Raw genomic sequence first — 22,910 nt, 5'->3', positions numbered from 1 at the left:
TCGCTCCATCGATGAAACGTTGAAACACAGGTTACCGCCGGATCCACCGCGGGCACGAACCGGCCCGGCTGCGCGGCTCTCACCCCCGCGGCCCCGCGCTGTCGGAGTCGCCGTAGGAGAGGGCGAGACGGCTTCCCGCCTCCTCCAGCCAGCGCCCGGCTCCGGCGATGGCGGCCTCGGGGGAGCCGGCGAGTTCGACCAGGCTGCAGGTGGCGCGGAACGCGGAGACGTCGGCGTCGGCGGCGATGCGGCCCGCCGCGAGCAGCAGCGCCGGCGGTCCCTGAGGAGCTGCGAGGGACGAGCGGCGTCTCGAAGGGCCGCGCTGCTCAGATGCCAGCGACACCACGTACCCGGGCACCTTGCCCGCCAACGACTGGCCGTCGAACGCGCCCTCCCCCGTGATGACCACGTCCGCGGAGGCCACGAGCTCCGGCAGGCCGAGCACGTCGCCCAGCCGCTCCGCGCCCGGCGTCACCCTGGCACCCAGGGCCCGGAGCGCGTAGCCGACCCCGCCGGCGGCGCCGCTCCCCGGCGCCTCGGGGTCGAGCCCGATCAGCCCGGCCAGCCGGGCGAGCCCCGCCTCTGCCAGCTCCCGCCCGGCCCGGTCCAGTCCCTTCTGCGACCCGAAGACGGCTGCCGCGCCCCGCGGCCCGAGCAGCGGGTTGGTGACGTCGCTCAGCACGAGGGTCTCCGGCAGCGCCGTCACCCCCGAGAGGTCGACCTGTGCGATCCGCGCCAGGCCGCCCGCGCCCTGCGACGCCTCGGCCCCGTCGGCGGTGAGGAAACGGCCCCCGAGGGCCCGCAGCATGCCAACCCCGCCGTCTGTCGACGCGCTGGATCCGATGCCCAGAATGAGCCGTGTCACGCCTGCCTCCACCGCCGCCCTGATCGCCTCACCGAACCCCTGCGTGTGGGCGGACAGGGGCCGCAACTCGTCGCCGAGGAGCTCGATCCCCGAGGTCGACGCCAGCTCGACGACGGCGGTGCCGTCGGGCAACCAGAGCCATTCCGCCTCCACGGCGAGGTCGTGCGGGCCCATGACCCGCACCGGCACGCGCCTCGCCCTGGGGAAGGCGACGGCGAACGCCTCCAGCGTGCCCTCGCCACCGTCGGCCATGGGCACGGGTCGCACGTCGTCGTCGGGCCTGACCCGCCTCCAACCCGCCGCGAGGTGCGTGGCGACCGAGGCGGCATCCAGGGACTGCTTGAAGCTGTCCGGTGCGACGACGACGGTGGTCATGTCAGGAGCGAGGGTGTGCTTCCGCGCAGCAGGACGGTCAGCTCGACGGGGTCGTCGGCGGGCGCCCACTCCGGATCGGTGGCGGCCTGCAGCGCGCGGTAACCGACCTCCTCGACGGGCACCTTGACCGTCGTCAGCGCGGGGGTAACGTCGCGGGCGGTGGAGATGTCGTCGAAGCCGGCGACGGCGACATCGGCACCGACCGTGCGGCCGGCCGCGCGCACCGCCGACATGGCGCCGATGGCCATGACGTCGGTGACGGCGAACATCACGGTCCCGGGCTCGAGTCCCGCGGCCAGCGCCTCCTCTGCGAGCCGGTAGCCCTCGTTGCGGCTGAGGCCGCCCCGGTGGACGCGCTCGACGCCACCGATCCCGGCGGTGAAGCCGGCGAGGCGCTCGTCGGAGGTGCGCACCCCGCGTTCGCCGGCCAGCGCGACGGCGCGGCGGTAGCCCAGCGCGGCGAGGCTCTCGCCCAGCCTGCGGCTGGCGCCCAGGTTGTCGACGGTCACCGACCGGATCCCCGGCCCCTCGGGCCCGGAGCCCAGCATGACGATCTGGCTGCCGGTCTGCTGCGTGGCGGTGAGTTCGGACAGGAGCGCCTCGGACGTGGACTCGGCGCCCCGCGAGGCCGCGAAGATGATGCCGCGGGGCCGCTGTCCGCGCAGGGTGCGCAGCAGCCTGGCCTCGCGCTCGACCTCGCGCTCGGTGATGGCGATGGTCATCACGAGGCCCTGCTCGTCCGCGCCGCGGGCGACGCCGGAGGCCACGAGCCCGAAGTACGGGTCGGCGATGTCGGCGACCAGGAGGGCGATGGTGCCCGATGTGCCGCGGGCTGTGGCCTGGGCGGAGAGGTTGGCGGTGTAGCCGAGTTCCTGCGCGGCCGCCTCGACGCGGACGCGGTAGTCGTCGGCGACTTTCCGGGTCGAGCCGTTCAGGACGCGGGAGGCGGTCGCCAGTGAGACGCCTGCGGCATGGGCTACATCGTTGAGGGTGGCGGCGCCGGAACGCTTGCCTGCTGGTGGTGTCATGGTCCGGTAATCCTATTGCGGAAAGTCGGCGCTCGTCGGCGCGGTAAACGGATTCCCCGCGTGGGTCTGCCAGTCTGATCACGTCGGACGATCATTTCGAGGCAGGAGGCGCGATGGGCGCGGACTTCGGACCGGTGCTGGACTGGGTGCAGCAGAGGACGGCGGCGGGCATGTTCCCGACCGCGGTCGTCGGCATCGCGACCTCGAGCGGCACCGTCGAACTGGGCGCGTTCGGCACCACGGGCGGCCGCGCGGTCCGAAGCGACGACCGGTTCCGCCTGTTCTCCATCACCAAGCCGCTGGTCGGGCTGCTGGTCGGCCGCGCCATGGAACGCGGCCTGCTATCGCTCGACACACCGTTGCGCAGGGCTCTGCCCGACTTCGGCCGCGATCGCGACGACGAGGTCCGCCTCGGCCACCTCGTCTCCCACCGCAGCGGCGTCATCGAACCGCCCCTCGACGCGGCCGGCCCCCTGCGCCCCTACCTCCTCGCACCGGGGCGGGCTTTCACGGCGGGTGCCGTCATGGCCTACTCGTCGCTGGCCTTCGACGGCATCACGGCACTGCTCGACGACGCCGTCGGCCGGGGCTGGGAGGAGCAGCTCGCCGATCTGTCGGCGGCAGTCGGCGCCGACTTCACCTTCGACGAGGCCGCCGATCCCGTGCCGCTGGTCCCGCTGCCCGGGTTCGACGCCGCCCGTTTCGCGGCGCTGCGCCACCCGGGCGCCGGCGCGATAGCCCGGGCCGAAGATCTGCTGGCGCTCGGGTCCTCCCTCCTGGCGGGCGACGGCCGGGCGGTCCGGCCCGCGACCCTGGAGATGATGCGCCGGCCCCTGACGCAGGGCGTGCCGCGCCTCGACCGGCTCGCGCCGTGGGACGGCCACGAGTACGGCGTCACCTTCAACCTGCGCTACTGGCGGCAGGGGCTGATCGATCCGCAGGTCTTCGGACACTCCGGCTGGGCAGGCACCGAGTTCTGGATCCACCCGGAGCTGGACCTCTGCTGGACGCTGCTGACCAACACCCCTGACCGGCCCGGATTCGAGCTCGACGCCCTGGACAACCTGATCGTCAGCTGCGCTTCCTGAGGCGGCAGAAACCCCTCGCAGGGCACAGAACTGAAACCGGTTCACTGAAACGTCTAAGTCGCTTAGGTCGATCGATTACCAAAACCCAGGCAAGGGTGGTTGACTGCTGCCGTGGCACGCGTCCGTAACCCCCTCCTGTCGACCCTCCTGACGCTGCGCGGCAACGGCCGCGCCTGCGTCTACACCGAGCCCATGTGGGGGCTCTCGATGGCGCTCGTGCTGCCCTACGCGTCGGTGTTCATGCTGGCGCTCGGTCTGCAGGATCACCAGATCGGCCTGTTGGCCACCATCTCGATGCTGTCGCAGATGGTCGCCGGTCTGCTGTCAGGCGCGATCACCGACAAGTTCGGCCGTCGCCTGACCACCGCGGTGTCCGACTTCATCGCGTTCGTCATCCCGTGCCTGGTGTGGGCGTTCGCGCAGAACTTCTGGTGGTTCCTCGTCGCGGCGGTCATCAACGGCGCCTGGCAGGTGTCGCAGAACTCGTGGGACTGCCTCCTCGTGGAGGATGTCGATCGCAAGACGATCCCGAAGGTGTACTCGCTGATCAAGGTCGCCGCCGACCTGTCCGCCCTGTTCGCCCCGATCGCCGCGCTGATGGTGTCGCAGTTCGGCCTGGTGCCCGCCGTCCGCATCCTCTACCTCAACGCCGCGTTCTTCATGCTCGTGAAGCTGCTGGTGCTTTACAAGTTCTCAACCGAGACGCGGATGGGCGTCATCCGGCGCGAGCAGAACCGCGGCGTCCCACTGCGCAAGGCTCTGGCCGGTTACGGCTCGGTGCTGCGCCTGATCGTCCACTCCAGGGGCACGCTCTTCGCACTGCTGATCTCCGCGATCTTCTCCGCCGTCACCCTCGTCAACGGCACCTTCTGGCAGGTCGTCGTCAACAAGCGGCTCGGCGTCCCCGACGCGCTGCTCCCCCTGTTCCCGATGGCCCGCTCGATCCTGTCGCTGGTGCTGTTCTTCACGGTCATCCACTGGCTGACCTCCGCGCACAAGCTGCGCTGGCCCACCATGTGGGGGTTCGGGGTCTACCTGGCCGGGCAGGTGTTGCTCATTCTGATCCCGGCGACGGATTCCCCCACGGCATCCACCTACCTGCTGCTCGCGGGCTGTCTGCTCCTCGACGCCTTCGGCACCGGCGTGCTGTTCATGCTGTCGGAGTCGTTGGTCGCGCTGCATGTGGACGCCAACGAACGTTCGCGCGTCATGGCCATCCAGCGCACGGTCGTGATGCTGGCGACGGCGCCGTTCGGCTGGATCTCCGGCGCGCTGTCACAGGTCGACCGCAGCTACCCGTTCTACCTGACGTCGGCCCTGCTCATCATCGGGATGATCGCCGTGGGGTGGTTCTGGGTGACGTCCCACGAGCCGACCGGTGACGAGCCGGAAGGCGATGACGTGGACGCCGACTCGGGGGCGGAGCTTCCGGCGCTCTGACGGCGGCCACACCTACCCCCGCGACAGCACCTCCATCTGCTGCACCACCAGCTTCACCGCCTCCTCCGAGCGGTCCGGCGGGTACTTGTACTTCCGCAGCAGCCGCTTGATCTTGGCCCGGATCGACGCGCGCACGTCGTCGCGCACCGTCCAGTCCGTCTTCGCATCCCGTCGCAGCATCTCGACGAGCTCGCGCGCGATCTGTCCCAGCACGGGTTGCCCCAACACCTCCACAGCGGAGTCGTTCGCAGCCACCGCGTCATAGACGGCCAACTCGTCGATGCCGAGCGGAGGGTCGAACTGCTCCCCCCGTCGAGCCTCCGACGCAATCTCCTCAGCTGTTCGCCACAGCTCCAGGAGCACCTCGGCCGAGGTCAGCTGTCCGTTGGTGTAGCGGTTGATGACGTCAGCAACACGGTCTCCGAACGTCTGCTGACGCACCAGGTTTCGACCGGACACCCGCGCGGCCTCGAGGAGCAGCGCCGCCCGCAGCGCCTCGATGGCCAGCTGGGGGTTCTGCGACGCCTGCGCCTCTTCCAGCACAGACGGTGCCAGGTGATCGAAGTCAGGCGGGGTGATCTGGGCCATCTGGTAGATGTCGATGACGTCACGCGAATCGGTGGAATCTTCGACGACGGCCAGCAGCGCCCGCGCCACCTCCTCGGGGACCGGCCGCCCGCTGGCCTCTCGCTCGGCAGCGTCGAGCTTGGCCACCCAGGCACGGACCTCGACGTAGAACCGGACCTCATCGGCGATGTCTGCCAGGTTGTCCGCGCCAGCTGACAGCGCCCATGCGCGGCCAAGTTGCGTGGTGAGGTGCCGGTATCTGTCCGTGAGGGTGGCGTGCCCCTCCGCGACGCGGTTGCCTGGGTTCCGCGGATCCCGCAGCCAGGACGTCAGGAGGCGGGCCGCGTCCATCCAGCCGCGGGGTGTGCCGAGCTTGGCACGCCACTCGACGGGCCTCACAAGGTCTCGGAGCTGGTCAACGAGAGCCCTGGCCAGTTCGACGGCCTCGCCGACGTCGCGTCCCATCGGACGTTCCCGCTGGTCTGTGAGGGTGTACTCGGCCAGTGCGTGGGCGAGGTTGTCGGTGAGCGGGGCGTAGGCCACCAGCAGGCCGGCGGACTTGCCCCGGAACGTGCGGTTGACGCGCGCGAGGGTCTGCATGAGGAGCGCGCCCTTGAGGGGCCGGTCGAGGTAGAGGGTGTGCAGCGGCGGGGAGTCGTAGCCGGTGAGAATCATGTCCTTGACGATGACCAGCTCCAGGGGGTCCTCGGCCGTGGCGAGGCGCTTCTTGATCACCTTGTTCTCGGACTCGCGGCGGACATGGTCGCTGATCGGCGGCTGGTCCGAAGCGGTGCCGGAGTACACCACCTTGACGCGGCCACCGTCGATGGCGTCCGAGTGCCAGTCCGGCCGTAGCTCGACGATCGCCGCGTACAGGTTGGCCGCGATCTCGCGCGTCGCACACACGATCAGGCCCTTCCCTGGGCCCTCGATGTCGGGGTACATGCGCGTCCGGCGTTTCTCCCAGTGCTCGACGATGTCCGCGGCCAGCGTGCGGAGCCGCTCCGGCGCGCCGTAGATCGAGTTGATCACTGCGACCGACCGCTCCACCTGTTCACGTTCGGTCTCGTCGAGGTCGCGGGTGAGTTCGTCGGCAGCGGCGTCGAGCTGCTCGGAAGTGACTCCGTCGTCGAAGCCCACCGTGACGAGCCGCGGCTCGTAGTAGACGGGCACGGTGGCTCCGTCGGCGACCGCGCGGGTGAGGTCGTAGATGTCGATGTAGTCGCCAAACACCTCGCGGGTGTTGCGATCGGTGAAGCTGATGGGGGTGCCGGTGAACGCGATGAGCGTGGCGTTGGGGAGTGCGTCGGCGAGGTGGCGGGCGTAGCCGTCGAGGTCGTCGTAGTGGCTGCGGTGGGCTTCGTCGACGATCACCACGATGTTGCGGCGCTCGGACAGCAGCGGGTGCTCGCGGCCCGCCTCGCGTTCCTGCAGGGTGCGGCCGAACTTCTGCAGCGTGGTGAAGAGGATCCCGCCGCTGTTGCGCTCGGTGAGCGCGGACCGCAGCGCCTCGCGGGTGTGGACCTGCCCTGGCTTCTCGGGGAACAGCTTGGATGCAAGGAACCCGTCGAAGAGTTGGCCGTCGAGCTCAGTGCGGTCGGTGACCACCACGACGGTGGGGTTCTGCAGCCGCGGGGTACGCAGGAGGAGGTTGGTGTAGAACTCCATCTCGAGGGACTTGCCGGAGCCCTGCGTGTGCCACACGACGCCGGCCTTGCCATCGCTCTCAACCGCCTGGACCGTGCGGCCGACAGCCTTGGTGACGGCGAAGTATTGGTGCGGCTTGGCGGTGCGCTTGATGATCCCTTCCTCCCCTCGGCAAAGGCGGTGAAGTTGCGCATCAGTTGGCCGAAGCGCTCGAGGTTGGCCACGCCGTCCAGGAGGGATTCCAGGGCGGGTGCCTGGTCGGCGAGCGGCAGGCCGTCGTCGTCGACGTTCCACTCGGCGTAGTGGTTGAGCGGCGCGAACGGGTTGCCGTACTTCGCCACGACGCCGTCACTGATCAGCGTCAGGACGCAGGCGCGGAAGGCCATGGGGAACTCGCGCAGATAGGTGGCGAGTTGGGCGTGGGCCGTGGCGACGGTGGCGGACTCGTCCCCGCTGTTCTTCAGCTCCACGATGCCCACGGGTAGCCCGTTGCAGTAGAGCACCAGGTCGAAGCGACGGTGGGCGTCGCGGTCACGGACGATCACCTGACGGGCGGCCAGCCAGTCGTTGGACGACGGGTCCGGGTCGATCAGCCGTAGCGTGGGCGTGAGCTCGGTGCCGTCGGGCTCCAGCCAGCTGATCCCGCGGTAACCGTGGACCATGAGTTCGTGCAGGCGCAGGTTCTCCGATGCCGCGTCCTGCGACGCCGGGGCAAGGATCTCGGTGACGGCCTGGTCCAGCAGCGTCGCGGGCACGGCGGGGTTGAGCCGGGCCAGCGCCGCACGGAAGTCGACGACGAGCACCGGATCCGTGGCCGACGCGCGGCGGGCGTTGAGATCGGAGCCGTGGACCGGACGCCACCCGAGCTCGCCCAGGTAGTCGTGGGCGAGGAGTTCGAGGTCGTCTTCGAGCATGAGCCCTAGTCTGCCCGCATGTCAGTCCGCATCCGAGGCGGCGTGCGAGAACGCCCGTTATCCAGGTTGAGCAAGGATGGCATGCATCCCACTATGGGACCCAGGGCGGTATGATGGTGACATGAGCACGCAGATCGCGATCCGACTCCCAGACGACATGGTGGCCTTCCTGGACAAGTCCGTGGCGGCCGGCGACGCTCCCAGCCGAGCAGCGCTGGTGGCTCGCGCGGTCGAGCGAGAGATGCGCCGCCAGGTTGCCGAGCAGGACGCCGTCATCCTCCGCGAGCGGGGCACCGCTGACGATCTAGACGAGCTGGTCAACTGGTCCGTCGCACACACCACCGTCGAGGACTGACCCGTGCGTGAGATCTGCCTGGTCCGGCTCGACAAGACACGGCCAGCAGTCGTTCTGACTCGCGAGGCCGCGCGGGCGGCCATGACGAAAGTCACGATCGCGCCGATCACCTCCACCGTCAAGGGCCTGTCCAGCGAAGTCCCGGTCGGCCCTGCCAACGGCCTCGACCACGACGGCGTGATCTCCCTCGACAACGTCGTCACCGTTCCGAGCAGGCTACTCGGGCGCACCGTCGGGTTTCTGACCCACGCACAGGAGGCCGAGCTCGCCCGGGCGGTCGTCCTGGCCTACGACCTCGATATCCCGTTGCTCGATTGATGAACGGCTTGCACAGCCGTGACGCATCTCAAGGATTGTGCACGGCGGCTTTTCACGGGCCGACCCGTGCGGTGGAAGAGCTCCGCTGTCACGCGCCGCGCGCCTGGCCGCCGACCGAGAATCCTCCACCCTACGAAGAACCTCCTACCGTTCGCGAGCCGACCTGAGTGTCGACTCCTGACGCCGACGCTACGGCGCAGGTACGACAGTTTCGCCCCGGTAAACTGCGTCAGGACGGGACCCCCCTCACGCACGGCCACACGGCGGAAGGCGGCTTGTGAACAGCGCTATCAGAAGCAGGGACGGCAGCGTCCACGTGACCGACGAGCGGTTCAACACCCTCTCGCACCTGGTGGCCTTCTGCTTCTCGGTCCTCGGGACGGTACTGCTGGTCTCCCAGGCCATCGCGCAGGGAGACCCGTGGAAGATCGTCAGCTTCAGCATCTATGGCCTGTCCCTCATGACCCTCTTCGCGGCGAGCACGCTCCACCACGGGCTCGATCGCGGCCCCCGAATCAACGAGGCGCTACGTACGCTCGACTACGCTTCCGTCTTCACCCTGATCGCCGGCACGGTCACTCCCCTGGTGCTGGTTCTCTTCCGCAGCGTGTACGGATGGGCGGTGTTCGGCGCAGTGTGGGCCGTCGCGATCCTGGGGATCGTGCTGCGCTCCGTGTGGCGACGAGTCCCGAAGTACGTCACCAACACCCTCTACATCACGCTGGGCTGGATGACCATCGCACTGCTGGGCGCGGACGTCTCGTTGCCGCCGACGGCGCTCGTCCTCCTGGCCGCGGGTGGCCTGGTGTACAGCGCGGGCTTCGTGATCTACGTGATCGAGCGGCCGAACCCGTGGCCCGGGATCTTCGGCTTCCACGAGATCTGGCACGTGCTCGTGGCCGTGGCGGCGTTCCTGCACTACCTCCTGATGTACCTACACGTGCTACCCGCGTGACCTGGGACTTTCGCTGACGGTCAACCGTGGCGAAAACGTGGAGACAACCATGACACTGGTTTCATCACGAGACCGGTGATTCCAAGGTGACCGCGAGTCGGCGCACTACCGGACCAAACCGACACCGCAGGGTTCGAGCTGTCCACAACCATCCTTCCCAACTTGAACGCACCACCAGACAGGCGTACCGTGGGCAATGCCCCACCGGGGCAATGCAACCGCGGGTTGAGTGTTACATTTCTCGCGGAGGGGAAGGACTCACATGAACACGGACGTTTTCAAGAGCGTCGGCGAAGCACTCGCTGACGAGCGTGGACGCCTGCCCATGGCCAAGACCGGCGTTCGCAAGGACGATCGGTACGCGGTAGCGGTCAACGACGACGGGCAGATCCTGCTGACCCCCTTGGTCTCGATCCCCCGCCGCGAGTTGATCGTGTGGGAGAACCAGATGCTGCGCGAGTCCCTGGCACGGGGCTTGGCGGAGGCGGCGGCAGGCGGGACCGAGAGCCTCGGCAGCTTCGCCCAGTACGCCGACGAGGATGTCGAGGATTAGCCCGGTGGAACTGACTTTCACCGCGGAGGCCGCCAAGGTCTTGAAGGATCTTGCGGACTCACCGAACTACTCGGTGAAGCTGAAGAAGGTTCGCAGAACCCTGGGTCTCTTGGAGCGAAACCCGAAGCACCCAGGGCTCAACTCCCACAAGTACCAGTCAGTGAAGTCTGTGGACGGCTCGGACCTGTGGGAGTCCTACGTCGAGAATCGCACGCCCGGCGCATGGCGCATCTTCTGGATCTACGGGCCCGGTGCCGGGCACATCACCATCGTGACCATCGGCCCGCACCCCGACTGATCTAGGCTGCGGGCATGGGGGAAGCTTCTTCACTGCGAGAGGGACTCATTGTTCGTGCCCTCACGGCCTACAGCGATGCCTGCACCATTCCGACCCTCACTCCGTCGTGCCCAGGTGGAGCAGTCCCCGCCCCAGAGCCGCCGTGAACAGATCCTCCGCCAGAGCGTCGAACTCAGGCGCAAGGAACCGTGCTGCCGCGTCCGCGATGTCGAGGTCTGTATCTGGCTCGTCAGCACGCAGACGCACGACGAGCACGGCATGGATGTCATCACACCAGTCCTGAGTCGCGGTAGCCAGCGCCGGGAGCGCTCCAGCGACCGCGTCGGCGAGGAGCCGGACCAGCGCCTGGCCTTCCTTGCGAGCGAACAGCCGATCCAGCGCCGCCACGATGCTCGCCCGCACCTCCTCAACATCGGAGCTTGACGGTGGTCGGGCTGCCGTCGAGGAACGCGAGCGTGCTGGTCCGCATGTGACTGATCGCGTCCAGCGCGAGCCCTTCTTTCCCTCTGCTTGGAAAGTGGTGATACATGCTTCCGTGGCCGACCCCGGAGCGTTGCTGGAACATCTGCGGGCTCGTCGCCTCGAACCCTCGCTCTGCGAGCAGAGAGCATGCAGCAGCGACAAGCTTCTGCTTCGAGTCATACGCCGGACGCCCCGGCCCACGCCGCCTCTCCACCATCCCGGCACTCCTCACTCGACGGCCCCGCCGGTCACGTCACCAATTTCGTACGGACTAGTACGGACCTTGATCTGCAAGACGCGTGGCCGCTCCAGATGGAAGGGGGCGAGACCCCAGATTTTCTGCTGATAGCGCGGCTCAACGGAGCTGGCCTCACAACCGGGTGCGACCGGGTGTGTCGCTGTATGCTGCCCGATCACCGGCTGGCTTCCCAGCCCTGCTGGGGCGGGCAGACGGACGGTAGGTTGCGGCAGGCGGTCACCGAGCGTATGATATTAAAATCATTAATCTATGATAGGAGTGATCATGCCGCGGACGCCGGGTGCGAAGAACAAGTCTCCGAGGGAACTCAGGGCGGAGGCGAAGCGCCTCACGGAGAAGGCCAACTACATTGAGAAGCTTGAGAATCTCAAGAAGGACAAGAAGAAGTAGAGTGGTGGGCCTGTCGCCCGTTCGGGCATCGAGGAGGAGACGTGGGTTTTCTTGGCGGCTTGTTCAGCCGATCCACAGGGCGTGCGGATGACACCGGCGACGCGACGGTCACGCTGACCTGTGACTCCTGTGGTTGCGAGGTCAACGAGGATGAGATGGAGGAGGGGCAGTGCAACGACTGCTACAGCTCCGAGTCGCTGAGTGTGTATGACGCTGCGGACATCTGGCTCTCGAATGGGATGGACGAGGACTACACCTTCGGGTACGACGAGGACGAGTTGCGACGTGCCGCCGGTCTCACTTGATCCTCACCGCATCAGACCCAGCATCGTCCCGCGGTGCCTGTTAGGCTGCCGCTGTGAGTGACTGGAGCGACTACTGGGGCTGTCCGAAGTGTGGGAACCTCACCCTCCGCCTTGAGGACAAGGACTGGACTGCGGGATGAAATCCGGACCGCTTGATATTCATGTTTCAGGCTGCCTTGTTGGTTTCGTACCAGTCCTGCTCTGCTTCGTTCGGGGTACGATATTGAAGCGCGGAATGCAACCGTTTCTGATTGTAACGCAACTCGATGTAGCGTGCAATATCCCGGATAGCATGCCGCCGAGTCGGATACACGGTCCGATGAACCCGCTCCACTTTCAAGGTCGCGTTGAACGACTCCGCCCACGCATTGTCATAGCAGATACCAGTCCGTCCGACCGACCGAACAATCCCAGCCGCGCGCGTGAACTCGGCAAACTCGGCCGACATGTATTGAGTCCCGCGATCCGAATGGAAAATCGTCTCCCCGCTGCGGATATGGCCATTACTGATCGCCATGGCCAGGGCGTCGGTGACCAGCTCGGTTCGCATGTGCTCGGCCATCGCGTACCCGACGACCTTCTTCGTGCAGCAGTCCAGCACGGTGGCCAGATACACCCACCCCTGCCAGGTCGGGATGTAGGTGATGTCCCCGACCAGCTTCAGCCCGGGCTCGTCGGCGGTGAAGTCCCTGTTGACCAGATCCGGCAGATCCTTCGCGTCAGCCGGGATCGTGGTCCTGGGCCCGCTGCGGCGCGGCTGACAAGCCACCAAGCCACGCTCGGCCATGATCGCACGCACCGTCTGCGGGTCACACGGCCTCCCGGCCCGCACCAAGGCGGCATGGATCCGTCGGTAGCCGTAGGTGGCGTCGGAGTCGGCGAACAGGACCTCGATGATGTCGCCGAGCTCGTCGCGCCACCGCTGGGTCACCGAGACCGGCCGGTTGAGCCACTCGTAGTAGCCGGCCCTCGACACCCTCGCCCACCGACACATGCTCCGGATCGAGTAGTTGCCTTCTTCGCTGTTGATGAACGCGTACTTCGCGGTCACCGGAACTCTTTGGCGAAGAAGGCCGCCGCTTTTCCCAGGAACTCCCGCTCGGCCTTCAACTCACGGACCTCCTTACGCAACCGTGCCAGTTCAGCACGCTCCGGTTCGCTGATCTCCGGTAACTCATCCGGGTGGTCCCGCCGATACGCATTCACCCAATTCCTGAGTGTTTCCGAGCCGATACCATGATCACGCGCGACCTCGGCAACAGTCCGCGACGACTCAATCACCGCACGAACCGCCTCCGCCTTGAATTCCGGGCTGAACTTCTTCCGGGTCATTCGATCCCTTCCATTTCTCCCACGGATTCTACCGGTGGGGGCTCTTGGTCCGGAAACAATCCCTCACCTCAGACGGCCGTTGCGATGTTGCCACATGCGAGTATGACCAGTGCGACTACTTCGACGAGGGAACCCCGGAGTGACCGTCGGTATCATCGTGTAGACTAGAAGCATTCCGCCCCGCCGTCCTCCTGGGATTGGCGGGGATTTTTTCTACCCAGCGGAGGGAACGGATGAACGACACCGTGGATCGGGTGGTGGTCTTCATGGACTACCAGAACGTCCACGGCTGGGCACGCCGCCAGTTCCTCCCGTTCGGAGCCGACCCCAGCGAGGGGCACATCTTCCCGCTCAAGATCGGCGAACTACTCACTGAGCGACGACGGCGCGAGAGCGAGCTGATGGAAGTTCGCGTCTACAGGGGCCGCCCGAACCCGGAACGCCAGCCGGGTGCCGCCGCCGCGAACGACCGGCAGACGGCCATGTGGGAACGCTCCGATCAGGTCAGCGTGATCCGCCGCAACCTCCAATACCCTTCCGACTACCCCGCCTCCCGAGCCTCGGAGAAAGGCATCGACGTGGCGATTGCGGTAGACATGATCCGCCTGGGCATGTCCGGCTACATGGATACCGCGATCCTGTTTTCCTCCGACAACGACCTGATGCCCGCCGTCGAAGTGCTCTGGACGATGCCGCAGTGCCACGTCGAGGTTGCCTCGTGGTCGGGTGCTCATCGAGTCCGTTTCCCCGGCACACAGCAGCCTTGGTGCCACCACTTGAACGAGGGCGACTTCCGGGCGGTGCGCGACAGCTACGACTACTCGCTCCACGAGTAGCAGTCGGGTCATGCTGGTCGTGTCTTCGCCCACACCGTGCCTCGGTGAACCCCGAACTGCCTCGCCAGCGTGTTCACGCTGAAGCCCTGCGCACGGGCTGTTCTCATAGCGTCCACTTCGCTGTCCGTCAGGCGTGTTCGAGGTCGTTTACTTGGTTCCGCCGACGCCCCGATCAGCGGGTCGTCCGACTCTCCGACCGGGGCGGCATCCTCTCGGATGCCTTGATTCCATGCGGAAACTAGCCTCTCGACCCGAGGTCGCCTGTTCCCGCAGCGCTCCGTTGCGTCCACCCACCCACCCACGGCTGGACGGGCAGCATCCGATGGAGCGTTGGCAGCGGGATCTCGTTGACGAATCCCTGACTGTCTGGAGGCTGACGCAGGCCGAAGTCACCCCTGTGGGGGGAGCCACCCGGCGGTGACCCGGGGTGGCGACACACAGTCCAATCTCGAAGAACTTATCGAGAAACGTTGTGCACAACGATTGTCGATGCTATCGTTTTTCGACATGGAGACCAACACGACCAAGAAGGACCCGCTGAAGTTCGGCGCGGCCGACTACCTGCTCACCAAGATCATCGCCGTCGGATTCGTCCTCGTCTCGGCGATCGTCACCATCGTCAGCCCGATCATCGACTGGGCCAGCGGCAAGCCCCTGTCGGTGAGGCTCGACGGCCTCAACCAGGGCCCGGCCGTCACGGCGAAGCCCGGCGTGACCGTGCAGCACGACACCCACCTGCTCGCCCAGTTCAGCGACGCCTCAGCCGGCCTCTGGCTGGCCAACCTGGCGCCTGCGATCCTCTTCGTGATCTGCATGGCCGTCGTGGTCTGGCTGCTGTGGAAGCTGCTGGACGACGTCCGCGACGGTCGTCCCTTCACCCGGCGCAACGTCACTCGCATGCGGCTGATCGCGATCACCATCATCGGCGGAAGCATCCTGCTGTTCACGGTGCAGGGACTGGTCCACGGCCACCTGCTCTCGACCGCGCTGCCTGACACGGTGATGCTGTTCGCCAACAACTCCAGCGCCTCAGACCTGCTGATCCCCGGCGTGGGTTTCCTGCTGGCGGGCCTGGCCGAGGCCTTCGGTCGCGGTGTCGAACTCGAGAACGACGTGGAAGGACTCGTCTGATGCCCGTCGAGGAACCCCACCGCATCGTCTGTCGGCTGGACGATCTGCTCGAGGCCCGTCAGATGACCCTGACCGCCCTGGCCGAGGAAGTCGGCGTCACCGTGGTCAACCTGTCGATCCTGAAGAACCAGAGGGCCAAGGCGATCCGCTTCTCGACCCTGACCGCCCTGTGCGACGCACTCGACTGCCAACCCGGTGACCTGTTCGTCGTCGAGTGACCACCACCCACGCTCTCCCCAGCACCACCCGCGCTGAGGCACAGCTTGTTGGGTGAGGCACAGGCAATTGCCTGTGCCTCACCCAGCAGGTTGTGCCTCAGCCGTCAGGGGACGACCACCCGCCACCGGCTCGTCCTCGATCACGACCTTGCGGCCCAGGACGAACGCGTAGCCCTCGGCCACGACGGCCAGCACCGCCCGGGTCACCAGCAGCGCGGGCGGGCCCAGCTGCACCACGGGCCGGCATCCCGACCTGGAACCCCTACGAGGTCACCGAACTGTGTCGCGACAAGATCGCCACCACCCGGGCGCTCGAGGCGGCCGGCGTCCCGGTGCCCGAGACCCACACCGCCCTCGACGCCACCAGCTTCGCCCCCTGCTCGCCGACGGCCCGCTGATCATCAAGCCCTACCGTGGGTCGCAGGGGGCGGGCATCGAGATCGTCCACACTGCCGACCGACTCGAGGGCATCGACCACGGCGGTGACGTGATCATGGCTCAGCGCTACCACGAGCCCGACGGTCGCGACCGCAAGATCCATCGGATCGGCGAAGAGCTGTTCTGTGTCGAACGGATCTGGCCGGCGGTGACCTTGGACGACAAGCTGGGTCGCGTCGAGTTGCCACCCCACGTCGAGCAGGTGGTGCGTGCCTGCGGCGACGCACTGGGCATCGACACCTACGGCGTCGACATCATCGAGCACCGCGGTGAGCCGTGGGTGGTCGAGCTGTCGAGCTTGCCGGGCTTCAAGGGCGTTCCTGAGGGTGGACGACGCCTGGCGGCGCGGGCGCTGCAGTGGGTGCAGGACGATCGGCTGACCCTGGCTGGTCGCTGACCTGCCCGGCCTTGGCCCGGGCCAGCGCCTTGGCGTAGCCGGTACCGACCGCCAGCAGCAGCAGGCCGACGACCAGGAAGGCGATCCCCCGCCACAGCCCATCCAGGGCTGCCAGGTCGTAGAGGAACAGCTTCAGCACGGCCAGACCGGCCACCACCAGGCCGACCTTGATGCCGAGGTCGGCGGATCGTCCTCGTCGTAGTCCGAAGGCGAGCAGGACGGCGGCGATCAGCATCCAGACGATCGAGACGATGGCGTGGGCGCCGATCAGCGCCCCGCGGACGTCGTCGATGGCGGTGCCGACCATGGCACCCAGTCCAACGACGGCCACCATCACCCCGGCCAGGGTCGCCCCGACCGCAACCACCAGGGCGGCGCCACCGGCCCCCTTGATCGCCAGAGCGCGCACGGCCCACACGACGGCTGCACCCCAGACCACCAACAGCAGGCCCTCGAGCACGAGTTCTGTGGCCATGTCGGGCACGTTGACCACGTTGCGCTCGAGCACCAGCGCCACGGCAGCCATCGCGTAGACCAGGCCGCCGGCGCTGACCAGGCCAGCCACCACGGCCAGCATCGGTCGCCGCCAACCCACCGCAGCGACCAGGTGGACGACGGCGAGTACCAGCAGCACGCCACCTCGCCACGACGGCGGCTCGACCTGGGCGACGATGCCGTACCAAGCCAGCACCGCGGCGAGCAGGGCGCCTGCACCGAACCAGTCGGTGGCATGGTCGGCGGTCCGGCGTCCCGGCCGGGGGGCGAACGCGTAACCCAAGTAGGCCATCACGGCCAGGCCGGTGAACCACAGCAGGGGGCCGGTCTGCGGGGCTGGGCCAGATGTCCTGGCCGTGGAGCAGGACATGGCCCGCATCGGGTCGCAGCATGCCCAGCGCCACCCGCAGTGCGGTCGTCTTGCCCGCACCGTTGAGGCCGACGAGCGCACGAATCTGTCCGTGGGACAGCTCAAGGTCCAGTCCACGCAACACCTCGCGTCCGCCCAGCCGGACCTGGATCCCCGACAAGGTCAGCGCGGCGGTCATCGGGCCGAGCCCAACAAGCTCTGCAGCCCGCCGGCAAGGGCCATCGCAACATGGCTGGGCTCGGGCTCGGCCGCCCAGCCCAGCAGGATCGCCGTGGCGGCCCCCATCACGGCCCCTGCAGCAGCTCGCGCCTGGTCGGCGGATGTGCCGGAGCTGACCAGGGCCTCGCGAATCGCCTGCTCCGTTGCCGCGCTGGAAGCCCAGACAGCCCCACGCAAAGAGGGCGTGGCCGCGACGAGCTGGATGCGGTCCCGGAACTGGGGAGACGACAACTCGCGCGCCGCTTCGGGCTCGCTCAGCGCGGCCAGGAAGCCGCCCACCACTCGCTCGAGCGGGTGTGCTGACGCTGGCTGGGCGGCGACGGCCAGTGCGATCGCCGGATCGAACATGTCCTCCACCAGGACGGACTCCTTGCTGGAGAAGTGCCGGAAGAAGGTCATCCGTGACACTCCAGCCGCTTCAGCGATCTGGGCCACCGACACGGTGTCGTAGCCAAACTCGCGGAACAGGCGCAGGGCGATGTCATGCAAACGTCGGCGGTCAATCGGAACAGTCATGCCGCAATGATACCCAGTCACAGTTACCGAGTAACAGAATCAGTCGATCAACGTGTCCGGTCAGTACACCTAGCTCCGAGGTGGTGCGCGAGGACATGCGGCAAGGATACGGGGAGATTGGGACGTTAGATCGATTGGCAGGGGCGGGGTGTACAGAGTCGAGGTGCGCCCGGCCCCGATAGCCTTGAACCGGAGGATGACCAGAGAGGCAGAACTCATGGCAAACGCTGAACTTGGTGCCGCGAAGGCGGCGAAGGACGATGAGTTCTACACACAGTGGGCCGACATCGAACGCGAGATGAACGCCTACCTGGAGTTCGACCCCGACGTGTTCCGCGGCAAGACGATCCTCCTACCCTGCGACGACCCGGAGTGGAGCAACTTCACCAAGCTCTTCGCCCTCCACTTTGCCGACTTCGGGCTGAAGAAGCTCATCTCCACGAGCTACGCGCCCAACAGCAACGCTGAGGCCGCGTTCTACACGCCCACGCTGTTCGATGACCCGCAGTTTGATGAGGTACTCGACAGGGAGCGCGGCAAGATCTTCACCCTCACCGCCCAGGACATCTCTGGCGATGGCCGGATAGACGTGGATGACCTCCGCTGGGAGTACCTCAACGGCGATGGCGACTTCCGCTCTGCCGAGGTGACCGCGCTACGTGACGAGGCTGACTTCGTCATCACCAACCCACCCTTCAGCCTCTTTCGGTCCTTTGCGACCTGGCTCATCGAGGGCAAGAAGCGGTTCTCGGTTATTGGCAGCAACAATGCGATCACCTACGCCGAAGTGTTCCCTCACATCCGCTACTTCAGGGAGGGTCCCCAAGGTCCTACGTGCGCGGAAGAGTGCCGTGACACGCTGCTCGAACTCGGTGTCTCCAGACCCACCACGACTCTGAACGTCCTCGGAGGACTCGTCATGACCGGCGTCTCGCGGCCCATAGAGATCGCCTCGGGAGCTTCCCGCTTCGACGCTACCGAGGCTATGCTCCGCGATCTGGACTCACCGGTTGCGGGTGCCAGCACGACCGCGCTGCTACTCCGGCTCCGGAGGCACGCCGCGACACCGCCAAGCGCTCGCACAACCTCAGATGATGACTTTCTCGGCATTTGGGGCGAGTTGTCTCAGCGCGGGCTGGATGTCATCCCCATCCTGCGTGTCGGGGTCTCACCCACCGTCGCGGACGTCATCACGCAGATGATCACCGACCTCCCCGCGTCAGACGCCTGGCGACGACTCTGGGAGACACGCCTTGATCGCAACTCAAGTTCCCACACATACGGCGCATGGTTTGCGACCCATGTGACCGAGTGGCTCGCCCGTTTGGTTGAGACAGACGTTGCAGCCGTAGCCCTCGACCGCTTGGCCCAGTCCACGCCTCAGACATTTCCGCAGAGGCGCGACCTGAGCACTGATCAGTTTGTCAGCGAGGCTGTACGCCACCTACAGGAGGGTAGGCCTGACGAGGCAGCTGACATCTTCACTGCGCTGGCCTACATGAACCCTGCCGACGGGGAGGCGCTCAACAACCTTGGGTTCTGCCTGATTCCAAAGAGTGCAGCACAGGCGTTAGCCTCGATATTTCATGACGGCCCTGTGTGGGGCTGGTCGGCGCCGGTGGCGTCGAGGTTGTTCTGATTCTTGCAGGTGGGTGCGACAAGACCCCGCGTGACGTCTGCGGTGCGGGTTTCCAGGCCGGGAGCTGCCAGATTCGGTGGGTCGTGTGGAGGTCTGGGGGTCAGGTGGCGGGTGCCGGGAGGTTTCGGAGTCGGGTGATGCTGTCGATGATCAGCTCGGCCCAGCGGGATCGGTCGCTGAAGTGGACGACGGTGCGGCGGGCTCTTCTGGCGAGGGTCGCGGGGATGGTGTAGAGCCGGTAGCGGAGCCGTTTCGGTTCCCAGCGGCGGGCTTGGTGACCGGCCAGGGCCAGCATCACGCTCCAGGCCTGCAACTCGGAGGCCAGCGCGACGATCTGGCACCAGATCCGATTCTGGTTGAACCCGTGCAACGGGAGGTTGGCCAGGCCTGTGTCTTTCGCGATCCGGATCCGGTCTTCGCAGCGGGCGCGGCGACGATGCCTGAGCTCCAGCTGCTGGAGGGTGCCGAGGGTGGTGTTGGTGGCGAAGGCGGTGAGTCGGTAGCCGTCGACGTCGTCGAACCGCAGCTGAGCGCCGGGGTGGGGCCGTTCTCTGCGGACGATCACCCGCATCCCGGCAGGCCAGCCGTCGAGATCCAGCAGTCCGGTGAAGTCAGCAAGATCGGCCCCCTCGCGAGCCTCGCCATCGCTGTTGAGGGCCGGCACCCAAACCCACTCAGGGACCAGGTGGTAGAGGTCGGGGGTGTCCATGGGGAGGGTGAACCCGACCGAGTACGCCACCCTGCGCCCGGTCAGCCATTTGGTGAACTCCTTCGTGCCGCCGGCCCCGTCCGCGCGGATCAGCACGCGGCGTCCGGGCCGCGGGTTCCGGTCGGGGAGCTGCGCGAGAGCGGCCTTGGTGACGGTGATGTGATCGGTGGCGGTGTTCGAGCCGGCGTTCCCGGGGCGTAGGTGGACCTCCAGGGCTTCGCCGGTGCCCTCAGGTCCGTGGTCGGCGAACGCCATCAGCGGGTGGAACCCGAAGCCTCGTTTGAACGTCGCAGCCGCGCGTTGCTTCTCCGAGTGGGCGGTGATCAGCGACGCGTCGAGATCGATCACCACCGGATCCTCGGCAGTCGACTCGTGGTCGGGGGCATGCTCACCGGCCAGGGCCCAGACCCTGGCGCGGGCCTGCTGCCTGGCTCCGGCGATCGCCTTGATGGCCTTGTTTGCGTCCTCGGCCAGGGCGGCGATCAGGCGGGACACGGTCGGGTCGGAGGCCACCGGGCCGTAGACCCCTGGTTCAGCACGGAGGGTAGCGAGGTCGCTCAACGCTTCACCGCCGAGCACCAGCGACATCGCCAGATCGCAGATGATCTTGCCTGGGTCGTGGACCGCCAACGGTTTCCGCCACCGCGACAGCGCCTCCGACAGGGCCCGGTCCAGGCCGGCCGCGCGGATGGTTTCGGTCAGCAGGATCCCGCCAGCCTGGCCGACCGCGGTCACCTTCGCGGTATCGACATGAACCCTGGGATACGAGCCGGTACTCTTCACCTCGAAGGTGCTCCTCGCTTGTTGAATGATTGTGCTTCGCAAAACACATCATCCCAAGTCAGGGGCACTTTCGCTATCTCAGGCCACTACAGTCCACCCACCGTCATGAAAGCACGAGGCTAGGACCACTGGACCGGGCGTCGCGCCTGCCACTGAAGCAGCCGGGGCTGAACACCGCCAACCGCGCGTTCGTCCGTCATCTGCTCGGCCGCGACGCCGAAGCCCTGTCACTCTTGGAGAGCATTCAGGCCCCGGAGGCCGACGTATTTGTCTGGCGTGAGCCAGAGTGTGGTTCCCTCTCGCTCCGGTCTATGCAGCTTCCTGTCTATGTCGACGACCTGCATCAGCACATCACCAGCCGCCTCGCGGCGACTGCCAACTGACTCACTGTCCTTCAATGCACATCACTGTTGTTCAGTGATCTCCACCGAGTCGACCAGACCCTTGCCAGGAGCGCAGCGCCGGAGGGTTTCGTTTTGTTCGTTTGAGAGTAGTCTTGGAGCATGTCAACTCTCACTCCGACGGACTTCGTCTTCCTTGATGAGGCAAGCGAGGACGCAATGGCCGAGCTGATAGTCGAGGGGCGGCGCTACCGGCTGACGCCCCGTGCACTCAAGGTGGTCGTGGAGATCGTCGACGGCCTGGAGGCGGGTGACGACGTCGTCGTGACGAGGGCGAAGCCCCTCCTCTCGACCCAGGAAGCCGCCAACTTGCTCGGGATCAGTCGTCCGAGCCTTGTGCGCCTCCTTGACGAGGGCCTGATCCCGTTTGAGAGGCCGGCAGGCGTCCACCGCCGTGTCACTCGGGCCGCCATCGAGGCCTACCTCAAGGAGGCTCCGGCGAGGCGGGCGGCGGCGCTCGCGGAGATGGCTGAGACCTACGCGCCTGAGCTCGAGACCGAAGGATTCATCGAGACAAGATGACACCCATCGTCTTCCTCGACGCCAACGTCCTGGTCCCCTACAACCTCATGAGCGTCCTCCTGACCATGGCGGAGGACGGCCTGTTCATTCCCCGATGGTCTCAAGCCGTCCTGGATGAGACCAGCCGGGCGCTTGTCGAGAAACTTGGGCTCCCTCGAGACGACGTAACCCGTCGCATTCAGGCGATGACGGAGGCGTTCCCGGAGGCGATGGTGACCGGCTATGAGCATCTCGAGGCCACCGTGAACTGTGATCCGAAGGATCGACATGTCCTCGCCGCCGCCGTGGCCGCCGGAGCTGACGCACTCGTCACGGTCAACCTGAGAGACTTCCCGACCGACGAGATGGACCGGCTCGAGATCGACGTGCTGCACCCAGAGCAGTTCTTGTTCCAGGTCTGGTCCGTGGACATCGACGCAGTCCGTGCTGCCCTACTCCGCGACGCGACCAGACGAGTCCGCCCGCCCACGAACTTGGGCGATCTCCTGGCGAAACTCGCTCCGTTGGCCCCAACCTTCGCGAACGCCGTGCACCAGTGGGGCGAGGCGCCCCGAGCGGACATCAGTGCCGTTCCGCTGCTCGTGGCCGTGGAAGACGAGTCAACCCCAGCCGCTGGCCTGGCCATCCCTGACCTCAGGGATCCGCTCCACGTGGCCATGATGTGGTTCGGCGCCCTGGACGGAAGCGGAGCACCCAACGCTGCACTCGTTGAGCTGACCCTCAACCCAGGCGCGTTCGGCGACTTCGGGTGGGCCAACGATCTGCTGGAGGGTTTCGGCATCGCTTCCCGCGTCTTCCCGGCGGTGGACAGCGACGACATCTGCTTCGTCCACTTCGTACCCGAGGCGGCGCACGCGGCCCAGGCGTTCGGTTCCTTCATCCTGTCGGACGTCGTCTTCATGACCCTCGTCAAGATCGAGGACGGCACGTGGCGGGTCTGGGGCCTGGGGAAGGCAATGCCCAGCGCCGGGCAGGTCTTCCGCCGCGCCTGAGAACGTCGTCAGCGGCGATGCCCCCTCCGTTCCTGCGTGACCGATCCCCGATGGAGACGCACGGATACGGCATTCCGACGGTCCACGAGCCGG

26 protein-coding genes and 2 pseudogenes are annotated in these 22,910 nt (G+C 66.9%); 16 read left to right on the top strand and 12 right to left on the bottom strand.

Going from position 1 to position 22,910, the window contains the following annotated elements; genetic code table 11:
* Window positions 1–79: 79 nt before the first annotated feature.
* The gene (locus tag H9L22_RS15755) at window positions 80–1,240 is read right to left on the bottom strand and encodes a glycerate kinase (protein WP_187720730.1); all 1,161 of its coding nucleotides are present in this window, start codon (window positions 1,238–1,240) and stop codon (window positions 80–82) included.
* Complete coding sequence (locus H9L22_RS15750; RefSeq protein ID WP_187720729.1) at window positions 1,237–2,268, bottom strand: LacI family DNA-binding transcriptional regulator; 1,032 nt, start codon at window positions 2,266–2,268, stop codon at window positions 1,237–1,239. Before H9L22_RS15750 ends, H9L22_RS15755 begins: the two co-directional genes overlap by 4 nt.
* 113 nt (window positions 2,269–2,381) lie before the next feature.
* Here H9L22_RS15750 and H9L22_RS15745 point away from each other — a divergent pair, with 113 nt between their 5' ends.
* Together H9L22_RS15745 and H9L22_RS15740 are read left to right on the top strand one after the other, a co-directional pair.
* On the top strand, window positions 2,382–3,356 hold the full coding sequence (locus H9L22_RS15745; RefSeq protein ID WP_187720728.1) for a serine hydrolase domain-containing protein: 975 nt from the start codon (window positions 2,382–2,384) through the stop codon (window positions 3,354–3,356).
* 111 nt (window positions 3,357–3,467) lie between these two features.
* Window positions 3,468–4,796 (top strand): MFS transporter, encoded by a 1,329-nt coding sequence (locus H9L22_RS15740; protein WP_226965920.1) that lies wholly within the window; start codon window positions 3,468–3,470, stop codon window positions 4,794–4,796.
* 12 nt (window positions 4,797–4,808) lie between these two features.
* On the opposite strand, the gene H9L22_RS15735 is transcribed toward H9L22_RS15740, so the two are convergent.
* A complete protein-coding gene (locus H9L22_RS15735) occupies window positions 4,809–7,304 on the bottom strand; it encodes a type I restriction endonuclease subunit R (RefSeq protein ID WP_226965919.1) in 2,496 nt (831 codons plus the stop codon).
* Between the two features lie 74 nt (window positions 7,305–7,378).
* Window positions 7,379–7,924 (bottom strand): annotated as a pseudogene (locus H9L22_RS19195) (type I restriction endonuclease); the annotation flags it as partial.
* Between the two features lie 121 nt (window positions 7,925–8,045).
* On the opposite strand from H9L22_RS19195, the gene H9L22_RS15730 reads away from it, so the two are divergent.
* The 5 genes from H9L22_RS15730 (at window position 8,046) to H9L22_RS15710 (ending at window position 10,403) form a co-directional block, all read left to right on the top strand.
* The gene (locus tag H9L22_RS15730) at window positions 8,046–8,279 is read left to right on the top strand and encodes a YlcI/YnfO family protein (RefSeq protein ID WP_187720727.1); all 234 of its coding nucleotides are present in this window, start codon (window positions 8,046–8,048) and stop codon (window positions 8,277–8,279) included.
* Window positions 8,280–8,282: 3 nt separating this feature from the next.
* A complete protein-coding gene (locus H9L22_RS15725) occupies window positions 8,283–8,597 on the top strand; it encodes a type II toxin-antitoxin system PemK/MazF family toxin (protein WP_187720726.1) in 315 nt (104 codons plus the stop codon).
* A 277-nt stretch (window positions 8,598–8,874) separates the two neighbouring features.
* A complete protein-coding gene (trhA, locus tag H9L22_RS15720) occupies window positions 8,875–9,552 on the top strand; it encodes a PAQR family membrane homeostasis protein TrhA (RefSeq protein WP_187720725.1) in 678 nt (225 codons plus the stop codon).
* A 262-nt stretch (window positions 9,553–9,814) separates the two neighbouring features.
* A complete protein-coding gene (locus tag H9L22_RS15715; protein ID WP_187720724.1) occupies window positions 9,815–10,105 on the top strand; it encodes a hypothetical protein in 291 nt (96 codons plus the stop codon).
* Window positions 10,106–10,109: 4 nt separating this feature from the next.
* Window positions 10,110–10,403, top strand: coding sequence for a hypothetical protein (locus H9L22_RS15710; RefSeq protein WP_226965918.1), 294 nt, complete (start codon window positions 10,110–10,112; stop codon window positions 10,401–10,403).
* A gap of 96 nt (window positions 10,404–10,499) precedes the next feature.
* On the opposite strand, the gene H9L22_RS15705 is transcribed toward H9L22_RS15710, so the two are convergent.
* Together H9L22_RS15705 and H9L22_RS20625 are read right to left on the bottom strand one after the other, a co-directional pair.
* Window positions 10,500–10,805 carry a hypothetical protein gene (locus tag H9L22_RS15705; RefSeq protein ID WP_187720722.1) on the bottom strand — a complete coding sequence of 102 codons (306 nt, stop codon included), beginning with the start codon at window positions 10,803–10,805 and terminating at the stop codon, window positions 10,500–10,502.
* Between the two features lie 4 nt (window positions 10,806–10,809).
* Window positions 10,810–11,082 (bottom strand): TetR/AcrR family transcriptional regulator, encoded by a 273-nt coding sequence (locus H9L22_RS20625; protein ID WP_187720721.1) that lies wholly within the window; start codon window positions 11,080–11,082, stop codon window positions 10,810–10,812.
* 306 nt (window positions 11,083–11,388) lie between these two features.
* Between H9L22_RS20625 and H9L22_RS19875 the strand changes: the two genes are divergently transcribed.
* Window positions 11,389–11,514 (top strand): hypothetical protein, encoded by a 126-nt coding sequence (locus H9L22_RS19875; protein WP_264292488.1) that lies wholly within the window; start codon window positions 11,389–11,391, stop codon window positions 11,512–11,514.
* A 41-nt stretch (window positions 11,515–11,555) separates the two neighbouring features.
* Window positions 11,556–11,819 carry a hypothetical protein gene (locus tag H9L22_RS15695; protein ID WP_187722780.1) on the top strand — a complete coding sequence of 88 codons (264 nt, stop codon included), beginning with the start codon at window positions 11,556–11,558 and terminating at the stop codon, window positions 11,817–11,819.
* Window positions 11,820–11,985: 166 nt separating this feature from the next.
* Here H9L22_RS15695 and H9L22_RS15690 read toward each other — a convergent pair.
* Window positions 11,986–13,151, bottom strand: a protein-coding gene (locus tag H9L22_RS15690; protein WP_182784986.1) for an IS3 family transposase whose coding sequence is annotated in 2 segments (ribosomal slippage) — window positions 11,986–12,905 and window positions 12,905–13,151 — 1,167 coding nt in all. Because the reading frame shifts where the segments join, the coding sequence is not laid out codon by codon here.
* Between the two features lie 233 nt (window positions 13,152–13,384).
* Here H9L22_RS15690 and H9L22_RS15685 point away from each other — a divergent pair.
* From H9L22_RS15685 to H9L22_RS15675, 3 genes are all read left to right on the top strand, one after another.
* The gene (locus tag H9L22_RS15685; protein ID WP_187720720.1) at window positions 13,385–13,987 is read left to right on the top strand and encodes an NYN domain-containing protein; all 603 of its coding nucleotides are present in this window, start codon (window positions 13,385–13,387) and stop codon (window positions 13,985–13,987) included.
* A 489-nt stretch (window positions 13,988–14,476) separates the two neighbouring features.
* On the top strand, window positions 14,477–15,118 hold the full coding sequence (locus H9L22_RS15680) for a DUF2975 domain-containing protein (RefSeq protein WP_187720719.1): 642 nt from the start codon (window positions 14,477–14,479) through the stop codon (window positions 15,116–15,118).
* A complete protein-coding gene (locus H9L22_RS15675) occupies window positions 15,118–15,336 on the top strand; it encodes a helix-turn-helix domain-containing protein (protein ID WP_187720718.1) in 219 nt (72 codons plus the stop codon). Before H9L22_RS15680 ends, H9L22_RS15675 begins: the two co-directional genes overlap by 1 nt.
* A 78-nt stretch (window positions 15,337–15,414) precedes the next feature.
* Here H9L22_RS15675 and H9L22_RS15670 read toward each other — a convergent pair whose 3' ends face one another.
* Window positions 15,415–15,573: a hypothetical protein gene (locus tag H9L22_RS15670; RefSeq protein WP_187720717.1), complete on the bottom strand. Its 159-nt coding sequence runs from the start codon at window positions 15,571–15,573 to the stop codon at window positions 15,415–15,417.
* A gap of 43 nt (window positions 15,574–15,616) precedes the next feature.
* On the opposite strand from H9L22_RS15670, the gene H9L22_RS15665 reads away from it, so the two are divergent.
* Window positions 15,617–16,171, top strand: coding sequence for an ATP-grasp domain-containing protein (locus H9L22_RS15665; protein WP_187720716.1), 555 nt, complete (start codon window positions 15,617–15,619; stop codon window positions 16,169–16,171).
* On the opposite strand, the gene H9L22_RS15660 is transcribed toward H9L22_RS15665, so the two are convergent.
* The 3 genes and pseudogenes from H9L22_RS15660 to H9L22_RS15650 form a co-directional block, all read right to left on the bottom strand.
* The gene (locus tag H9L22_RS15660; protein ID WP_187720715.1) at window positions 16,083–17,036 is read right to left on the bottom strand and encodes a DUF2339 domain-containing protein; all 954 of its coding nucleotides are present in this window, start codon (window positions 17,034–17,036) and stop codon (window positions 16,083–16,085) included. The two genes, H9L22_RS15665 and H9L22_RS15660, sit on opposite strands and share 89 nt — an antisense overlap.
* Before the next feature lie 31 nt (window positions 17,037–17,067).
* Window positions 17,068–17,214: pseudogene (locus H9L22_RS20620) on the bottom strand (ATP-binding cassette domain-containing protein); the annotation flags it as partial.
* Entirely contained in the window at window positions 17,211–17,771 is a 561-nt protein-coding gene (locus tag H9L22_RS15650; protein WP_226965917.1) for a TetR/AcrR family transcriptional regulator, read from the bottom strand. The pseudogene H9L22_RS20620 and the gene H9L22_RS15650, both read right to left, overlap by 4 nt.
* Window positions 17,772–17,967: 196 nt before the next feature.
* Between H9L22_RS15650 and H9L22_RS15645 the strand changes: the two genes are divergently transcribed.
* On the top strand, window positions 17,968–19,410 hold the full coding sequence (locus tag H9L22_RS15645) for an adenine-specific methyltransferase EcoRI family protein (protein ID WP_226965916.1): 1,443 nt from the start codon (window positions 17,968–17,970) through the stop codon (window positions 19,408–19,410).
* A gap of 100 nt (window positions 19,411–19,510) precedes the next feature.
* On the opposite strand, the gene H9L22_RS15640 is transcribed toward H9L22_RS15645, so the two are convergent.
* Complete coding sequence (locus H9L22_RS15640) at window positions 19,511–20,902, bottom strand: IS1380 family transposase (RefSeq protein ID WP_187720714.1); 1,392 nt, start codon at window positions 20,900–20,902, stop codon at window positions 19,511–19,513.
* A gap of 503 nt (window positions 20,903–21,405) precedes the next feature.
* On the opposite strand from H9L22_RS15640, the gene H9L22_RS15635 reads away from it, so the two are divergent.
* Window positions 21,406–21,825 carry an excisionase family DNA-binding protein gene (locus H9L22_RS15635; RefSeq protein WP_187720713.1) on the top strand — a complete coding sequence of 140 codons (420 nt, stop codon included), beginning with the start codon at window positions 21,406–21,408 and terminating at the stop codon, window positions 21,823–21,825.
* Window positions 21,822–22,817, top strand: coding sequence for a PIN domain-containing protein (locus H9L22_RS15630; protein ID WP_187720712.1), 996 nt, complete (start codon window positions 21,822–21,824; stop codon window positions 22,815–22,817). The genes H9L22_RS15635 and H9L22_RS15630 overlap by 4 nt, the downstream gene beginning before the upstream one ends.
* The last annotated feature ends 93 nt before the right edge of the window (window positions 22,818–22,910 follow it).

The organism is Tessaracoccus defluvii, from assembly GCF_014489575.1.
Lineage (GTDB): Bacteria > Actinomycetota > Actinomycetes > Propionibacteriales > Propionibacteriaceae > Arachnia > Arachnia defluvii.
The sequence above is the reverse complement of the archived record's forward strand: the minus strand, read 5'-3'. Positions and strand labels throughout refer to the sequence as shown.